17 protein-coding genes are annotated in these 16016 nt (G+C 71.0%); 8 read left to right on the top strand and 9 right to left on the bottom strand.

What is annotated here, in order from left to right:
• The first annotated feature begins 247 nt into the window (after nucleotides 1–247).
• A complete protein-coding gene (locus CW362_RS32345; protein ID WP_103553177.1) occupies nucleotides 248–802 on the top strand; it encodes a GtrA family protein in 555 nt (184 codons plus the stop codon).
• 140 nt (nucleotides 803–942) lie between these two features.
• Here the strand turns inward: CW362_RS32345 and CW362_RS32340 are convergent, their stop codons facing one another.
• The gene (locus tag CW362_RS32340; protein WP_103553160.1) at nucleotides 943–1725 is read right to left on the bottom strand and encodes a VOC family protein; all 783 of its coding nucleotides are present in this window, start codon (nucleotides 1723–1725) and stop codon (nucleotides 943–945) included.
• Between the two features lie 462 nt (nucleotides 1726–2187).
• On the opposite strand from CW362_RS32340, the gene CW362_RS32335 reads away from it, so the two are divergent.
• From CW362_RS32335 to CW362_RS32320, 4 genes are all read left to right on the top strand, one after another.
• Nucleotides 2188–2856: a DUF4097 family beta strand repeat-containing protein gene (locus CW362_RS32335; protein ID WP_103553159.1), complete on the top strand. Its 669-nt coding sequence runs from the start codon at nucleotides 2188–2190 to the stop codon at nucleotides 2854–2856.
• Between the two features lie 26 nt (nucleotides 2857–2882).
• Nucleotides 2883–3869 carry an ATP-binding cassette domain-containing protein gene (locus CW362_RS32330; protein ID WP_103553176.1) on the top strand — a complete coding sequence of 329 codons (987 nt, stop codon included), beginning with the start codon at nucleotides 2883–2885 and terminating at the stop codon, nucleotides 3867–3869.
• Nucleotides 3866–4642 carry an ABC transporter permease gene (locus CW362_RS32325; protein WP_103553158.1) on the top strand — a complete coding sequence of 259 codons (777 nt, stop codon included), beginning with the start codon at nucleotides 3866–3868 and terminating at the stop codon, nucleotides 4640–4642. The genes CW362_RS32330 and CW362_RS32325 overlap by 4 nt, the downstream gene beginning before the upstream one ends.
• A 163-nt stretch (nucleotides 4643–4805) precedes the next feature.
• Nucleotides 4806–5159, top strand: a complete 354-nt coding sequence (locus CW362_RS32320) for a hypothetical protein (protein ID WP_103553157.1) — start codon at nucleotides 4806–4808, stop codon at nucleotides 5157–5159.
• A gap of 58 nt (nucleotides 5160–5217) precedes the next feature.
• Here CW362_RS32320 and CW362_RS32315 read toward each other — a convergent pair whose 3' ends face one another.
• Nucleotides 5218–5640, bottom strand: coding sequence for a hypothetical protein (locus CW362_RS32315; RefSeq protein WP_103553156.1), 423 nt, complete (start codon nucleotides 5638–5640; stop codon nucleotides 5218–5220).
• Between the two features lie 60 nt (nucleotides 5641–5700).
• Entirely contained in the window at nucleotides 5701–6258 is a 558-nt protein-coding gene (locus CW362_RS32310; protein WP_103553155.1) for a hypothetical protein, read from the bottom strand.
• Nucleotides 6259–6616: 358 nt separating this feature from the next.
• Between CW362_RS32310 and CW362_RS32305 the strand changes: the two genes are divergently transcribed.
• Nucleotides 6617–7006 carry a VOC family protein gene (locus CW362_RS32305; RefSeq protein WP_103553154.1) on the top strand — a complete coding sequence of 130 codons (390 nt, stop codon included), beginning with the start codon at nucleotides 6617–6619 and terminating at the stop codon, nucleotides 7004–7006.
• Between the two features lie 126 nt (nucleotides 7007–7132).
• On the opposite strand, the gene CW362_RS32300 is transcribed toward CW362_RS32305, so the two are convergent.
• Both CW362_RS32300 and CW362_RS32295 read right to left on the bottom strand, forming a co-directional pair.
• Nucleotides 7133–8029, bottom strand: coding sequence for an SDR family oxidoreductase (locus tag CW362_RS32300; RefSeq protein WP_103553153.1), 897 nt, complete (start codon nucleotides 8027–8029; stop codon nucleotides 7133–7135).
• Nucleotides 8030–8138: 109 nt separating this feature from the next.
• A complete protein-coding gene (locus tag CW362_RS32295) occupies nucleotides 8139–9626 on the bottom strand; it encodes an MFS transporter (RefSeq protein WP_103553152.1) in 1488 nt (495 codons plus the stop codon).
• 134 nt (nucleotides 9627–9760) lie between these two features.
• On the opposite strand from CW362_RS32295, the gene CW362_RS32290 reads away from it, so the two are divergent.
• Complete coding sequence (locus CW362_RS32290; protein ID WP_103553151.1) at nucleotides 9761–10333, top strand: TetR/AcrR family transcriptional regulator; 573 nt, start codon at nucleotides 9761–9763, stop codon at nucleotides 10331–10333.
• Between the two features lie 45 nt (nucleotides 10334–10378).
• Here the strand turns inward: CW362_RS32290 and CW362_RS32285 are convergent, their stop codons facing one another.
• Nucleotides 10379–11362, bottom strand: a complete 984-nt coding sequence (locus CW362_RS32285) for a TIGR01777 family oxidoreductase (RefSeq protein ID WP_103553150.1) — start codon at nucleotides 11360–11362, stop codon at nucleotides 10379–10381.
• Between the two features lie 204 nt (nucleotides 11363–11566).
• A complete protein-coding gene (locus CW362_RS32280; protein WP_103553149.1) occupies nucleotides 11567–12271 on the bottom strand; it encodes a type 1 glutamine amidotransferase domain-containing protein in 705 nt (234 codons plus the stop codon).
• Between the two features lie 277 nt (nucleotides 12272–12548).
• Here CW362_RS32280 and CW362_RS32275 point away from each other — a divergent pair, with 277 nt between their 5' ends.
• Nucleotides 12549–13454, top strand: coding sequence for a LysR family transcriptional regulator (locus CW362_RS32275; RefSeq protein ID WP_103553175.1), 906 nt, complete (start codon nucleotides 12549–12551; stop codon nucleotides 13452–13454).
• Between the two features lie 142 nt (nucleotides 13455–13596).
• On the opposite strand, the gene CW362_RS32270 is transcribed toward CW362_RS32275, so the two are convergent.
• Both CW362_RS32270 and CW362_RS32265 read right to left on the bottom strand, forming a co-directional pair.
• Nucleotides 13597–14400 carry a hypothetical protein gene (locus CW362_RS32270; protein ID WP_162684304.1) on the bottom strand — a complete coding sequence of 268 codons (804 nt, stop codon included), beginning with the start codon at nucleotides 14398–14400 and terminating at the stop codon, nucleotides 13597–13599.
• A gap of 417 nt (nucleotides 14401–14817) precedes the next feature.
• Nucleotides 14818–15432, bottom strand: coding sequence for a hypothetical protein (locus CW362_RS32265; protein ID WP_240658141.1), 615 nt, complete (start codon nucleotides 15430–15432; stop codon nucleotides 14818–14820).
• Between the last annotated feature and the right edge of the window lie 584 nt (nucleotides 15433–16016).

Genomic DNA, 16016 nt, shown 5'->3' with positions numbered 1-16016 from the left:
TAGCGTTCACTTCTCGCTCATTGCAATGATCGGAATGCTTGACGTTGCGTTATCGCTGAAGTCGTTGCAACACTTTTCATCAATCTACCTGTGCTTATTCGGGTTTGATGCGATAAATATGTTGCCCGGGTATGGAAAGCAACGTAGCGTTTCCGATGTGGGAAACTGTGGGCGGGGTCTTGTGGATCGAGAAGCGCACGTCCTGGGAAACGAGCGGACCGAGCGGGCGGCCAAAGGGGTGGGGATCGTGAAGACGGCACGGAACCGGCGGCGGACCGCCGCACCCGGCGCCCTCGCCGCCTTCGCCCGCTTCGTGCTCTGCGGCGGGGGAGTGGGGCTCGCCTCCAGTCTCTCCGTGGCGGCCCTCGCCTCCTGGGTCCCCTGGGGGCTGGCCAACGCCCTGATCACCGCGGCCTCCACCCTCCTCGCCACCGAACTGCACGCCCGCTTCACCTTCGGAGCCGGCCGGCGCGCGACCTGGCGCCAGCACGTGCAGTCGGCCGGGTCCGCCGTGGCCACCTATGCGGCGACCTGCGGGGCGATGCTCGTCCTGCACCAACTGGTGGCGGTGCCCGGCGCGGTGCTCGAGCAGGCCGTCTACCTGTCGGCCTCCGCGCTCGCCGGTGCCGCGCGGTTCGTGGCCCTGCGTCTCGTCGTCTTCGCGCGCGACCACACGCGGAATGCGGCCACCGTCCACCGCGACCACGCGCGGGACGCGGCCGACGTCCGCGTCACCCGCCCCGTACCCACGGTCCGTGCCACGGCGTCGGACGGTCGGGCGGCGCTCTGCCGCGCCGCCTGACCGCTCGGCCGCTCGGGCCACGGGGCGAAGCGTCCGGCGGCGTTCCGTGTCCGGTGACGCCCGTGGACGCCGGCCTGTCGTCACCGGCCCTCCCCGGTGGTGCGGTTCACCCGGCCGGACGGGCCGTACCTGCCGGAGCGTCACATCCGCGGGTCGGGCTTCAGCAGCGCGAACGCCGCGCCGAAGGGGTCCGCGAGCCAGGCGATCCTGCCGACCTCCGGCACGTCTGCCGTCGGCATCAGAACGGATCCACCGTTCGCCGTGGCGGACGCGGCCGTGGCGTCGGCGTCCTCCGCGTGGAAGTAGGGCACCCAGCGGGGCTGTTCGGTCGCTCCGTCGCCCGTCGGCGCGACTCCGCCGAAGGAGGCCTCCTGCTGGTCGCCGTCCTTGGTGCTCAGTACCCGGTACGTCATGCCGGGGGTCTGCATGTCCTGGCTGCGCCAGCCGAAGAGGCCCTGGTAGAAGGCGATGGCGGCGAGGGGGTCGGGTACGTGCAGCTCTGCCCAGAGCAGTGTGTTCGGGGCGGAGGCGAGTTCCAGTCCGACGGTCCTCCCGGGTTGCCAGAGTGCGAACTCGGCGCCCTGCGGGTCGGTGACCTGGGCCAGATGACCCTCACCCATGACGTCCATGGGCTCCACCCGCACGGCACCGCCGCCGGCCGTGACGGCCGAGACGGTGGCCCGGATGTCATCGGCCTTGAAGTGGATCATCCAGGCGGACTTCGCCCCCTCCTGGGTGAGCGGCCCGAGCGCGGCGACGGTCTTCCCGCCGACCTGGAAGAACCCGTACCCGCCCGCTTCCGGTCCGGCGGAGGCGAACCGCCAGCCGAAGACGGCGCCGTAGAACGCGGCGGCCGCTTCGGTGTCGGGGCTGCCGAGGTCGAGCCAGTTGGGCGATCCGGTGCTGAAGTCTGTACCGAGCATGGGGAGTCCTCCAGGACGTCGGTCGATCGGGCGAGGGCAACGATGCCGACCCGCCCCGCGACGGGCCGCGCGCGACCACCGGCAAGGCCACCGGCTTCATCCGTACGGAGCAACCCGTAGGCCGTGCCGGGCGCCGGAGGCGCGGCCGTCCCGCTCCTGCCGGTGCCCGCGGCCGTCGCCGTCCGACCCGGAGGCGATGCTCCCGCAAGGCGTCACGGGTACCGGCCCTGATGTGCTCCTGGTGTACCCCGGCATAGCGTTCACTTTTATTCATTGCAACGATCCCGGCGAGGATCGTTGCATTAATTGTAGGACCGTTGCAACAAAACTTGAGTATCTACCTGCGGGGATGGGGGTTTGACGTGATGACTACGTTGCCGAATACGTGAATGCAACGTAGCGTTTCTGTTGTTGGAAAACAGCGGGCCGACAGGGCGCGCGATCCCGGAGAAGGAGAGCACGATGCAGAAGTTCGACACCCCCGCCCCCGTCTCGGCCGTCCTCGACATCCCCGCGGGACGCATTCGGTTCATCGCCGCCGACCGCGCCGACACCACCGTCGAGGTCCTGCCCGCCGACCGTTCCAAGAACCGCGACGTGAAGGCGGCCGGGCAGGTCCGGGTCGCCTACGCCGACGGCGTCCTGCGCGTCGAGGCCCCGGAGGTGAGGAACCGGATCCTCGGCCCGTCCGGGTCCGTCGAGGTGACCGTACGGCTGCCGGCCGGCTCCCATGTCGAGGCGAAGGCGGCCGCCGCCGAGTTCCGGGGCGTGGGACGGCTGGGCGACGTCGCCTTCGAGGGCGGCCACCGTTCGGTCAAGCTCGACGAGGCCGACAGCGTCCGCCTGACCGGGCTCGACGCCGACATCACGGTCGGCCGCCTGAACGGCCCCGCCGAGATCAGCACCCACAAGGGCGACCTGAACATCACCGAGGCCGCGCACGGCACGCTCACGCTGAGCACCCAGATGGGCGACATCACCGTCGGTGCCGCCCCCGGGGTCTCCGCCGCGCTGGACGCCGGCACCGCCCACGGCCGGATCAGCAACGCCCTCAAGAACGCCGACGCCGTCCCCGGCCTGACCATCCGCGCCACCACCGCCCACGGAGACGTCACCGCCCGCAGCCTGTGATCCGCAGCCCCGAGAAGGAGCACTCCATGACCGACCCGGCCATCGCCGCCCACGGACTGCGCAAGTCCTACGGCGACAAGACCGTCCTCGACGGCATCGACCTGACCGTCCCCGAGGCGACGGTCTTCTCCCTGCTCGGCCCGAACGGCGCCGGCAAGACCACCGCCGTCAAGATCCTCTCCACACTCGTCTCCCCGGACCCCGGCTCCGGCCCGATCCGCGTCGGCGGCCACGACCTGGCCACCGACGCGCAGGCCGCACGCGCCACGATCGGCGTCACCGGCCAGTTCTCCGCCGTCGACGGCCTGATCACCGGCCAGGAGAACATGCTCCTCATGGCGGACCTGCACCATCTCTCCAGGTCCGAGGGCCGACGCGTCACCGCCGAACTCCTGGAGCGCTTCGACCTCGCCGAGGCCGCCCGGAAGCCCGCCTCCACCTACTCCGGCGGCATGAAACGCCGCCTGGACATCGCCATGACCCTGGTCGGCGGCCCGCGGATCATCTTCCTCGACGAGCCGACCACCGGCCTGGACCCGCGCTCCCGCCACAACATGTGGCAGATCATCCGCGAACTGGTCACCGGCGGCACCACGGTCTTCCTCACCACCCAGTACCTGGAGGAGGCCGACGAACTCGCCGACCGCATCGCCGTCCTCGACGACGGCAGGATCGCCGCCGAGGGCACCGCGGAGGAACTCAAACGGATCGTCCCCGGCGGACACGTCCGCCTGCGCTTCACCGACCCGGCCGCCTACCGCTCAGCCGCCGCCTCGCTGGGCGACGCATCCCACGACGACGAAGCCCTCGCCCTGCACCTGCCCAGCGACGGCAGTCAGCGCGAACTGCGCGCCGTCCTCGACCGCCTGGACGCGGCCGGCGTCGAGGCCGACGAACTGACCGTGCACACCCCCGACCTCGACGACGTCTTCTTCGCCCTGACCGGCGGCACCGCACCGAGCCGACCGAACAAGTCGAACCAGCCGAACCAGCCCGAGGAGGCTGTCCGATGAGTTCCTTCTCCCTCGCCGTGCGCGACTCGTCGACGATGCTGCGCCGCAACCTCCTGCACGCCCGCCGCTATCCCTCGCTCACCTTGAACCTGCTGCTCACCCCCGTGATGCTCCTGCTGCTGTTCGTCTACATCTTCGGTGACACCATGAGCGGCGGCGCGGGCCGCTCCGCCTACATCGCCTACATCGTCCCCGGCATCCTGCTGATGACCATCGGCTCCACCGTCGTCGGCACCGCCGTCTCCGTCGCCACCGACATGAACGAGGGCATCATCGCCCGTTTCCGCACGATGGCCATCCACCGCGGTTCCGTCCTGTTCGGACACGTCGTCGGCAGCGTGCTGCAGGCGGTCGTCAGCGTCGTCCTGGTCGGCGCGGTCGGCGTCGCCATGGGGTTCCGCTCCACCGACGCCACCGCCGTGGAATGGCTGGCGGCCCTCGGGCTGCTCGTCCTGTTCTCCCTGGCCGTCACCTGGATCGCGGTAGGCATGGGCATGGGCAGTCCCAACGCCGAAGCGGCCAGCAACAACGCCATGCCGCTGATCCTGCTGCCCCTCATCTCCAGCGCCTTCGTCCCGCTGCACTCCATGCCCGGCTGGTTCCAGCCGATCGCCCGGTACCAGCCCTTCACCCCCGCCATCGAAACCCTGCGCGGACTCCTCCTGGGCACGGAGATCGGCAACAACGGGTGGATCGCCATCGCCTGGTGCCTGGGCCTCACCGTCCTCGGCCACCGCTGGTCCAAGGCCCAGTTCGACCGTGACCCCGAATGACCCCGCGCAGCCACTCCAGGTCGCTCTCTCCCCTCGCTGCCGGCAGCGACGTACGGCTGCACGTGTGCCAGGAACACGGCGAAGCGCCCTGTGACACCTGTCATGTGAAAGGGCGTACACCAGACACTGGGGGAACGGGAGGCCCCGGTCCTACCTTCATCGCATGAAGAAAACGGACGGGACCGAGCAGCGGAAGACCGACGTCAAGGTGAGCCTGATCGGCGGTCACCGTCTGGAGGGCGAGACCCTGCACGAGCGCACTCTCACCGTGTCGTTCGTCGGAGGGGCCGACGTCGACCTCACCGGCATCGAGATTCCCGACGGCGCCGAACTGCGCATCACCAAACTGAGTCTGATCGGTGGCGTCAGCCTCAAGGTCCGCCCCGACGTCGTCGTGGAGGTGCACGGCATCCGCCTCGGCGGGGTCAAGGACGACGGCCCGATCGAACCGGGCGGCCCGACGGTTCGCATCGACGCCTGGGGCCTGCTCGGCGGAGTCACCGTCACCCGCTGGTGAGGCCGGTTCGAGGCGAACGCGCCGTCCCGGCCGAGCCGGGACCGCTCGGGCCGCCGCCTCACCCGCTCAGCAGAGCGGCGAGGCGGACGGCGGTCTTCTCGCCCGCCCGCTGCTTGATCAGACCTTCCTTGGCGGCGGCACGAAGCCTGACCTCCGAACCGGCCACGCCGCCTCTGCTCACCAGCACGGTGACCACCACGGGATTCAAGCCCCCGACCCCGCCGCCGACGACGGCACGGATCGTCTCCCGGTCCGTGCCGGGTCCGACACGCGCGAACCCCATCACCCGTCCGGCCCGAGCGAGCACATCGGCGACATGCTCGACAGCACCCTCGAACGGCAGGGGGAGGACGAGGTCGATCTCATGGACGTTCTTCCTCATCCGCCTGGCCACCAGCCGGGTCAGGTGACCACTGCCCCCGCTCACGGCACCCAGAGCGGCAAGCTCTTCGGCCAGGATCTCGTCCTCGTTCCGGTCCACGTGCCCCCACCTCTCCCTGACCGACTTTCCCGACCGTCCCCACGGCTGTCCCCACCGGGGTCAGCAGCCGCTGCCCGTGGGGGTGAAGTCCATACGGGCGTGCTTGTCCGTGCCGACGGCCGCGGTGTAGGTCGTTTCGCCGACCTGGTACCAGACGTCGTCCCGCTTCGTGTCGCCGCCGACGTCGTCCAGGCTGACGCACCACTGTTCCGGCCGGACGACGCGCGTGTAGGTCTCGGTTCCCTTGCGGACCTGCTTGCAGCTCTTGGAGTGCTCGGTGGAGTACCAGGTGCGGCTGCGCCGCTTGGTCCCCGAGCCGGTGCTCGTCGTGTGCCTGACCCGCCGTGTGGTCGTGGTGCACTTCTTCGTCATGTGCGGCCGCGTGGCCCGGGCGGTCCTGGCGGTGCGGTGCCGTACCTCGTCCCGGAGGCCGAAGACGCCCGCGTCGGCCGTGGCGGCCGTGTCCGGCCGGGGCTCCCCGGCAGCGCTCCCGCTGTCCTTGCCGACGTCGACCGAGTAGTCCGAGCCCTCGTCGTGACCGTCGCCTCCGCCGCTGCACGCGCCGAGCCCGGCTATCAGAACCCCCGCCACGGCGGCCGCCACAAGTCGTCTGAACATGTCTTCCTTCGTGATCGACGGCCCGCAGCGTAACGGATCACCGGCCAAAACCGAACGCGGGGGCTCAAGGCGGTGCGACCGGCCCCGTCCAGGCACCGCCCGGAGCCGTCGAACCGTTCCGCGCCTGCCGTTCGCGGCGGGGCCGGTCAGCCGGCCTCCCGGTGGTTCGTGAACCAGTGGGTGTCGAAGCAGTGGGCCATGGTGAACCGGTGGCACGGGTCGGTGAGGATGCGACAGACGAACTCCGCGGTCCGGCAGGTCATCGACGGCCGTCTGCGTGAGTTCCATGACCGGCGGTCAAGCGCACCGCACTGACAACGGAGGTGTCCGAAGCGGTGTCTCTGAGAGGATCGGGCACATGTCGAACTCTTCCATGCGGGTCGATGCGCTCATCGTCGATGCCGTCGACCCCGAGCGGCTCGCCGCGTTCTGGTCCGAGTTGCTCGGCAGACCGGTCGTGGGCCGCATGGGCCCGTACGTATGGCTCCGGAGGGAGGACGGTCTCGGCCTGGGCTTCCAACGGACCGGCGAACCCAGGTCGGGCAAGAACCGCATGCACTTCGACGTCACCTCGCCCGACCCCGCGGCCGAGCAGCAACGGGTGGAGGAACTCGGCGGGCGCAGGCTGGAGCAGTACGACGAAGGGGGGTTCCTGGTGATGGCGGACCCTGAGGGCAATGAGTTCTGCATCATTCCCGAGGGCGCTTTCGAACTCGACGACGAGGGACGCGCGGACTACCTCGGCTGACCGGCTGTGGGGCTTGTGCGCGTTCGGAGGTTCGGCCTTCGCGCCCGCGCCACGACGGTCGCCGGCGAAGCGCGTTCCGGTGACCGTCGTGGCGCGGGCGAGGCCGTGGAGGGTTCTCCCGGCGTGTCAGGCCGCCGTGTAGGCGCCCGCGTCGATGTCCTCGATCAAGGTCGGCCCGCTGGGCTCCCAGGACAGGAGCCGCCTGGTGGCGTCGCTGGTCGCGGTCATGGTCGAGGCGAAGAAGCCGCCGACGAAGCCGAAGTGGGCCCCGGCGTTCTCGGCCGCGACGGAGACGACCGGCAGCGCGAGACTGCGTCCGATCGCTTCGGCCATCTCCTTGGTCGTGACGGCCTCCTCGGCGACGGCGTGCAGACGGGTGCCGGCGGGCGCCCGCTCCATGCCGAGACGCACGAGGCGGGCCGTGTCGGCGCGGTGCACGGCGGACCAGGCCGTGGAACCGTCACCGATGTAGCCGGAGACGCCCCGCTCACGGGCGGCGGCCGTGAGGAAGTTGACGAAGCCCCAGTCGTGGCGGCCGTGAACGCTCGGCGCGAACCGCATGATCACCGTCCGTACGCCCTTCGCGACGTAGTCCAGGGCGAGGTTCTCGCCGCCGCCGCGGTTGGAATCCGGGCCGAAGGCCGGCGAGGCGTCGGCCTCCGTGGCCGGCCGGCCCTCGACCAGACCCGACAGCGCGGCAGCGACCATGAACGGACGGTCGGTACCCGCCAGGGCGTCGCCGAGGGCCTCGACCGCGGCGCGTTCGGTGCGGTTCGATCCGGCCTGGTCGCCCCAGTCGTGCTTGTTGGCCAGGTGGATGACGGCGTCGGCCCGGGCGGCGCCTCGTCGCAGGGCGCCGAGGTCGTCCAGGTCACCGAGGAGCGCCGCGGCGCCCTTGGCCGTCAGGACCCGCTCGGCCTCTTCGGACCGTGCGAGGCCGACGACCTGGTGGCCGGCCGAGAGGAGTTCGTCGACGACGGCGGATCCGATCCAGCCGGTCGCTCCGGTGATGAACGCACGCATGAACGTTGCCTCCTTCGCCCCCGGGAGGGGGGGGTGTGGTTTTGACGAAGCTGGTGGGAAATCCCCTGGCCGCGGCACTCCGCGCCGCGTACCGGGAGGTCCGCAGGGCCTAGCGCCGGGCAGTCCTGCCGCCGTGCCAGGAACCCGCGACGACGAGGGCTCCGCCGACGAGGACGACGAGAGCGGCCGCACGCAGCGCGGTGTCGGCTCCATGGACGAACGCTTCGGTGACGGCGGCGTGGTCCGAGGGCGCGAGCGTGAGCGCTTCCTTCACGGTGCGCGGCACGGGCGAGTGCTCACCGAGCGCGGCGGGAAGGTGCCGGGTGAAGCCGGCCGTGAGGACGGTGCCCACGACAGCCACCCCCAGGGCGCTGCCCAGTTCACGGGTCGCCGACTGCATGCCTCCGGCGATTCCGGCCCGTTCCACCGGCAGGGCCGAGGCGATCTGCGCGGTCAGGCACGGCGCGGCCAGCATGATGCCGAGTCCGACGACGACCAGCCCGGCCGCGTAGACGGGGTAGGCCGTGTCCGAGGCGTACGAGAGCCACAGCAGGCCGGTGCCGGTGAGGGCGAAGGCCGCGGCGAGCGTGGCGGGGACCCCGACGAGACGGACGAGCCCGGGAACGCGGTGGGTGCCGAGGAGGAGCGGGACGGTCAGCGGGACGATGCCGAGTCCCGTCTGGAGGACGGAGAACCCGCGGCCGTACTGCAACAACGAGGCGTTGACGTAGAAGAGGCCGAAGCTGCCGAAGAACGTGATGGCCATGCCGAGGCCGGCACCGCTGAGTGCCGGGCTGCGGAACACCCGGGGATCGAGCATCGGATGTGCGACGCGCAGTTCGACGAGCACCCAGCACACGCCCAGCAGAACACCGCAGGTGAAGGCCGTGAGCACCACGGTGCTGCCCCAGCCTTGCCCGGGCCCCTCGATGATGCCGGTCAGCAGGGCCACCACGGCGGCCACGAACAGCAGCGTGCCGGGGACGTCCAGGGCGCGTTCGTGACGGGCGCTGCGCGGCACGGATCGCGCCGCCCACGCCAGACAGCCGACCGCGACGACCGCGACCGCCACGAACAGGGACCGCCATGACCCCCCGGTCAGGACGGCGCCGCCACCGACGTTGCCGACGACACCGCCGACGCCGGTGGCCGCCGCCCAGACCGCCAGGGCGTGCGTTCGGCGCTCGGGAGCGGTGGCGTGGAGCAGAACGCCGACACAGTTGGGCAGGACGCACGCGGCGCCGAGGCCGGTGACGGCGCGGCCGATCAGCATGACGGCCACGTTCGGCGCGACGGCCGACGCGACCGCTCCGGCCGCGAACATGCCGAGTCCCGCCAGGAGGGTCCCCTTGCGGCCGAGCTTGTCACCGGCCGCGCCGGCGGGGATGACCAGGCAGGCGAACATCACCACGTAGGCGTCGACGATCCACAGCAGATCCGACGAGGTCGGATGCAGGGAGCTCGCCGCCAGCTTCGGCACGGCCAGGTTGATCGCCGCGACGAACCCGACGACCAGGGCGGTACACACGCTCGTGCAGGCGAGTACAGGGCCGGACCTCTGCGCAAGACGCGCGGGTCCTTCCAGCGTGACAGTCATCGCTCTCGTTCCTTCATCAGGGGCGGTACACGAAGCACGGAGGAGGCGCGCGGAGGCAGTCACAGCATTTCCGAGACACCGTGCACCGTAAAAGTAGCACATGCGGTACACGGTGCCTCGTTTATAGTGGCGGCATGATGGACGGACAGGGGCGCGGGCGGCCCCGCAGTGAGAGCGCGCGGGCCGCCGTGCTGCACGCGGTCGACGACCTGCTGGTCGAGGTCGGCTACGCGGCGCTGACGATGAAGGGCATCGCGGAGCGGGCCGGTGTGGGCCGGCAGACCGTGTACCGCTGGTGGTCCAGCAAGGCGGAAGTCCTGTACGAGGCGAGCGTCCTCGACGCCCGGCACGAACTGTCGGTGCCCCGCAGCGACGACCCCCGCAAAGACGTCGAGGCCTACCTCGACGCCCTGGTCGCCTTCCTGGCGCACTCCCACGCCGGGGCGGCTTACCGCGCCCTCATGGGAGAGGCCCAGCACGACCCGGACGTCGCCGCCCTGCTCGCCTCCCGCGACATCCTCGGGGAGAGCGCCGCCGACGTGGTGGACGCGGCTCGTGCCGACTGCGGCACCGCCCTGTCGTCCGAACAGGCGACCGCGTTCCTGATCGGCCCCGCCTTCTTCCACGTCCTGTCCGGACGTGACGCGGGCGGCATCGACACCGCCGCGCTCGCGGAACGGTTCATGCAGGTCCTCGAGGCGCCCTGAGGCCGCCACCGGCCTGCGGACCCGCGTCGTGCCGAGGCCGGCCGGCTACACGGTGTGCCGCGGTTCGCGGGTCCGTCCGGATGCCGTACGAGCCGTCCTGGCCCGGTGCGCGAGGGACGTGGCGGCCCTTTCCCATTCGGGGTGCGTGAAGGTGAACCCGGCCGCGCGCAGCCGGCCCGGCACCACGCGACGGCTCTTGAGCAGCAGTTCGGTGTCCGAACGCAGCGCGAACGCCCCCAGCTCGGCCATCAGACGTGTCGCCGGCAGGCCGACCGGGACGCGCCAGGCCGTGCGCAACGCCCGCATGAAGGCGCGCTGCGGAAGGGGGCCGGGTGCGGCGAGGTTCACCGCCCCCTCGATGTCGTCCCGGGCGATCAGGAACTCCACCGCTCGCACGAAGTCCTCGTCGTGGATCCAGGAGACGTACTGCGCCCCGCCGGCCACCGGACCGCCCAGTCCGAGTCGTGCGAGCCGCGACAGCACGTCGAACACGCCGCCCCGGTCCGGGCTCATGACCATCGCCGAGCGCAGCGCCACCTTGCGGGTCACGGGAGTCGGCGCCTCGGCCTGGGCCCGCTCCCAGTTCTTCGCGATCTCGACGCTGTACGCCCAGTAGTCCGGCACGCCGGCCTCCGAGCCGCCGATCACCCCGGTCTCCTCGTCGTGCGCCGCGTCGAAGCGGTGGGCGTAGACCGTCGCCGTACTCATCTGCAACCAGACGCGCGGTGGGCGCGCGGCGGCGGCGATCGCCTCGCCGACGACCCGGGCCGAATCCACCCGCGAGTCCATCATGTCCCGCAGGTTCTCGGCGGTGTAGCGGCACGAGACGCTGCGTCCGGCCAGGTTGACCACGACGTCGCAGCCGTCGACCGCCTCGGCCCAGGGGCCGAGTGCGACACCGTCCCATCCGATGTGGTGTGCCCGTACGGGACGTCGGGTCACCACAGTGACCTCGTGTCCGGCCGCCGTCAGCGCACGGTCGAGAATCGCGCCCACCTGTCCGGTCCCCCCGGGCAGCACTACCTTCATCGAACCCCCTCGGCTCCGCTCGGCATCAGCGTAGCCCTGTTTTTTGAACATGTTCAACTGTGGGGTGTGTGGCGCTCCGCGACGTGGTCGAGGAAAGGGGCGGTGCTTTGGGCGTCCGGAACCACCGGCGGGGCGGGAAGGTCGCGGCGGAGGCGTGACACGCCTCCGCCGCGGCCTTCGGTCGCGCGCCGCTCCCGGTACGGCTCAGCGGCCGGCCAGTGCCTTCAGGGTGGCCTCGGCCGTGGCGGTGCTGGACTGGGGGTTCTGTCCGGTGATCAGGTTGCCGTCCACGACGACCGTGTTGCTCCACGGCGCACCGGTCTCGACCGTGGCGCCGCGCTCGCGCAGCAGGCTCTCCAGGAAGAAGGGGGTGTTCTCGCCCAGGCCTCCCTGACGCTCCTCCTCGTCGGCGAAGGCGGTGAGGGTGCGGCCCGCGAACGTGAAGCCGCCGTCCGGCGTCGTGGCGCTGAGCAGGGCGGCGACGCCGTGGCACAGCGCGGCGACGACCTTGCCCTGGGCGTCGGCCTCGCCGAGGAGCCGTCCGAGACCGGTGTCGTGGGCGAGGTCGGTCATCGGTGCGTGGCCACCGGGAATGTAGATCGCGTCGTAGTCGCTCAGGCGCACCTCCGCCAGCGGCAGCGGGCTGGAGAGCTGGTCGTCGAGGCTGTCGAGGTAGGCGCGGAACTCCTCGGCGTCGGTCTCGGACACACCGCCGCGAGCGTCGAGGCTGAGGGCGTCGACCGTCGGGCGGACGGCCCCGGGGGTGGCGATGTCCACCTCTGCTCCGGCGGCGCGCAGCACCTTGTGGGAGGCGGCGACCTCTTCCGCCCAGAAGCCGGTCGGATGGGTGGATCCATCGGCCAGGACCAAGCTGTCGGCGGCTGAGACGATCATCAGGATCTTCGACATCGGAATGCCTGCTCTTATCTGTGGGACGACTTCGGAAGGTGGTGCTCGTGACCCGCGGACCGCGGTGCCGCGGTGTTCGGGACAACTCCAGGATTCATCACGGAAATGCCCCGTCGCTCTTTCGTGCCATAAGAAGAGTTATGGATCCGGATGACCCGTTCCCCGTGGGCGCGGCACGGCCCCGCATGATCGGCGGTCGTGCCCCGACCGTCGAATCCATCACTAGGATTTGATCGACAGGAGTGGCCCATAAGATCAGTGATGGACGGAGATGCCCTTGCCCGGCCTGGACCTACTGGCGACGTTCCTCGAGATCTATCGCACCGGCTCGCTGTCCGCGGCGGCCGCGCGGCTGGGGGTGAGCCAGCCGGCCGTCACGGGTCAGCTGGCCCGCCTCGAGGAGCAACTGGGCGAGCCGCTGTTCGTCCGGTCGAGCAAAGGCGCCCAGCCGACACCACGGGCGGCGGCGCTGGCCGCCCGTGTCGGCCTGCACGTCGACGGGCTGCGTACCGCGCTGACCCCTTCGGGCGAGGAGCGCATGCTGCAGGGCACGGTCCACCTCGGCGGGGCGGCCGAGCTGATGTCCCTCCAGGTGATCCCCGCCCTGGCGCCGCTCTCCGCCCGGGGGCTCCGGATCCGGGTGACGCTGGGCCTGGCCGAGGAACTGCTGACGGCGCTGACGGCGGCAAGACTCGACCTGGTGGTCTCCGCGGTTCGTCCCCAGCGGAAGGAGCTGTCGGTGACGCCGCTGGTGGACGAGGAGTTCCTGCTGGTGGGGCCGCCCGCGCTGGCGCACACCGTCGACCAGGAGCGGCTGGCCGACGACCCGGTCGCCGCGCTGTCCCACATGCCGCTGGTGGCTTACGCGGCCGATCTCCCGATCATCCGGCGTTACTGGCGCAGCGAGTTCGGGCGGCGGCCGCCCAATCAGGTCGCGGTCGTCGTCCCGGACCTGCGCGCCGTGCTGGCCGCGGTGGTGTCCGGCATGGGCATCTCCGTACTGCCCCGCTACCTCGCCGCTCCGGCACTGGCCGCAGGTCATGTGGTGCAGATGCACCGGCCCGAGGTCGAGCCGTTGAACACCCTGTACCTCGCGTCCCGCCGCGACACGTCGGCGAGCCCGGCCCTGGCTGCCGTATGGGAACACCTGGCCCGGGAGGCACGGGAATGGAGGAGCCTTTGACCCTCCGCGGACCAGGGCGGCGGGCCTTCCGCGGACCAGGGTGGCAGGCCTTCCGCGGATCAGGGCCGACGGGGGCCGTGGCCCGGCCCGGACAGGGGTGGCCGCGAGGTGGAGCACCGGGGACCCCTCTGTCGTCGGCGGCCTAGAAGGCGTCCGGGGTGTCCACGTCCACCCGGCGTTCGCGCTCCTTCTCCCACTCCTCCTTGTGGAGGACGCTCTCGCGCAGCCGGCCACGCCGGTGGTCGTCGAGGGCGGCCAGGGCGGGGTGCAGGGGCAGCTTGGCGCAGTGTTCACGGAAGGGGTCGCGGCGGTCGGGCCAGAACCTGATCACGAGCCAGACCATGGGGACGCAGATCATCAGCCAGAGGACCAGGAGGAAGAGGGCGGCGAACAGGCTTTCCACCACCCCGTGCGGGGCGAGTTCCTCGCGCAGGAAGATGATCTGAACGGCGTAGAACAGGGTGAGGAACGCCATGGTCAGGATCGCGATGCCCTTGACGTGGTCCTTCCGGCGGCCGGACCGGCCGAGTGTCTCGGCGTCCCGGGCGCGCAGATAGGCCGCTCGGGCCCGGCACAGTTCCGCGTCGTGGACGATTCCGCGGAGGGACGCGCTGCCGGCCTTCCGGTCGAGGGCGTCCAGCAGGGCGGCGGGGAGCGGGTGTTCCGGCCGGCGGTGACCCTCGCCCCGGTCGGAGGTGACGGTGATGATCCCCTCGTCATCGACGAGCGCCGCGCCGGACGCGATCAGCACGGCCGCCGCGGCCTCGTCGACGTTTTCCGGGCGACCCGCCGCGGCCATGGCGTGGTACGGGTCGATGTCCAGCGAGCCGAGGCGCGCGGCGCTCCTGCGGTCGCCGTAGGCACGCAGTGACCACGCGATGCCGAGCACGACGTAGACGCCGGCGGTGACCGTCAACGCCAGCCCTGCCAAGGTTGGTTGGGTCATGAAGCCGATCGTGGCACCGGGATCCGGCCGTGACCAGCCCTCGCCCCCGTCACCCCCTTCGGCACGACGACCGGCCCGGTCGGCACCTTGCCGGGGGCTTCCTGGCGGCGTGCCGTGACCGCCGGGCGGTGCGCTATGATCGATCTTGAGCTGGTCGGCGGGAATCCGCTGCTCGGTGATGCGTTGGTGGTCCAAGGAAAGACGCCCCGCTTCCTGCGGGGAAATGCAGGTGCAAGGCCTGCCCGGCGCTCTGCGAAGCCCCTGTCCCGTGTCGTGCGGGACAGGGGCTTTTTCGACGCCCGGAACCGGCGGGGCGGGCCGCGGGGGAGCGGGGACACTTGTCACGCGGCCGGGACGCCCGGTCGGTGGTCCGGTGTGCTCCTGAGAGGCGACGGACAGGATCCGGGCCGCCGCCGGTCAGTCGGACCGGAGGTTCTCCAGTGTCGAGCGGGTGTCGCTCTTCACCCACCGCGAGACCTCACCGATCTCGGGCGGAGTGGTCGTCTCGTAGGAGGACGTGTAAGCGCTCCAGCTCATCTGGTAGGTCATCCAGCCGTCGCGCACCGCGAGGATCACCGCCCGGCTGCCACTGGTTCCCGTGCCGGACGTGGTGTCCTCGGTCACGAGGTAGGCCTCGTCGCCGAAACCGGAAACCTCCTCCACCTCGTAGTCCTCGTAACGCTGGCCGTACTCGGACCACACGGCCGTGAACTCGGCGGAGGGGTCGGTCGTCTTGTGCAGATCCATCTCCACCGAGAGGTACGCGTCGGAGTAGGAGGAACTGGACGACGTCTTCAGGGAGATGCTGCAGTAACTCTGGTCGATCGCCTTGTGCTTCAGCGAGTTGTGCGTGGGGGAGCTGTCCTCCTCGGCGTACTCGGTCCTCAGGGCGGTGTAGTCGACCGCGGAGCAGAGATTGGCCTTGGCGCGGTACCCCGCGAGATCCGGGTTGTCGCCCAACGGGCCGAGGAGGAGGACTCCTCCGGCCCACAACACGGAGGCGGCCACCGCGCCGACCGCCGCCCACAGCACCGCCCGGCCGGCGGTTCCCTTGCCGCCGGGCGGGGAGGGGAAGCCCGGCGGTTGCCCGTACGCGTACTGCTGGGCCGGAGGATGAACGGGCGGAGGCCCGTAACTGGTCGCCGGTGCCGGTGCCGGTGCCGGTGCCGGTGCCGGGCCTGGTACGGGTTCGGGTCTTGGCGACGGTAAAGGCTGGGGGTGCGCCTGCGGTTGGGGCGCGGGCGGGGAGGTGGAGCCGGGTGGAGGTGGCGTCTGCGCCTGGGGCTGCGCCGGGACGTCCTCGGGCCGATCCTGCATCCTGTGCTCCTTGATCGTCGGACGTGCGGATGGATGGCGGAAGGGGCGCTGGGCTCGACGGCGACCGGGTGGAGGCGCCTGCGGATGGCGATGGCGCGGTCGCGGTGACGCCATGAGCCGGCGGGACGGGAGCCGACGGGGTGATCGGTCGTCGTGAACGGACGTGGGGCCGGACGGCGGAGCCAGGACGCCGGCGCGTGCGAGGGGGCCGACAGGCAGATTCTAAAGGCCGGTTCAACAGAAGTGGCCTTGTTGTACCGGTCGTTGTCCAGCGGTCCAGCGGTCCAGCGGTCCAGCGG

Origin of the sequence: Streptomyces populi, from assembly GCF_002911015.1 — a bacterium.
Lineage (GTDB): Bacteria > Actinomycetota > Actinomycetes > Streptomycetales > Streptomycetaceae > Streptomyces > Streptomyces populi.
This window is presented reverse-complemented; position numbering and strand designations above follow the sequence as displayed.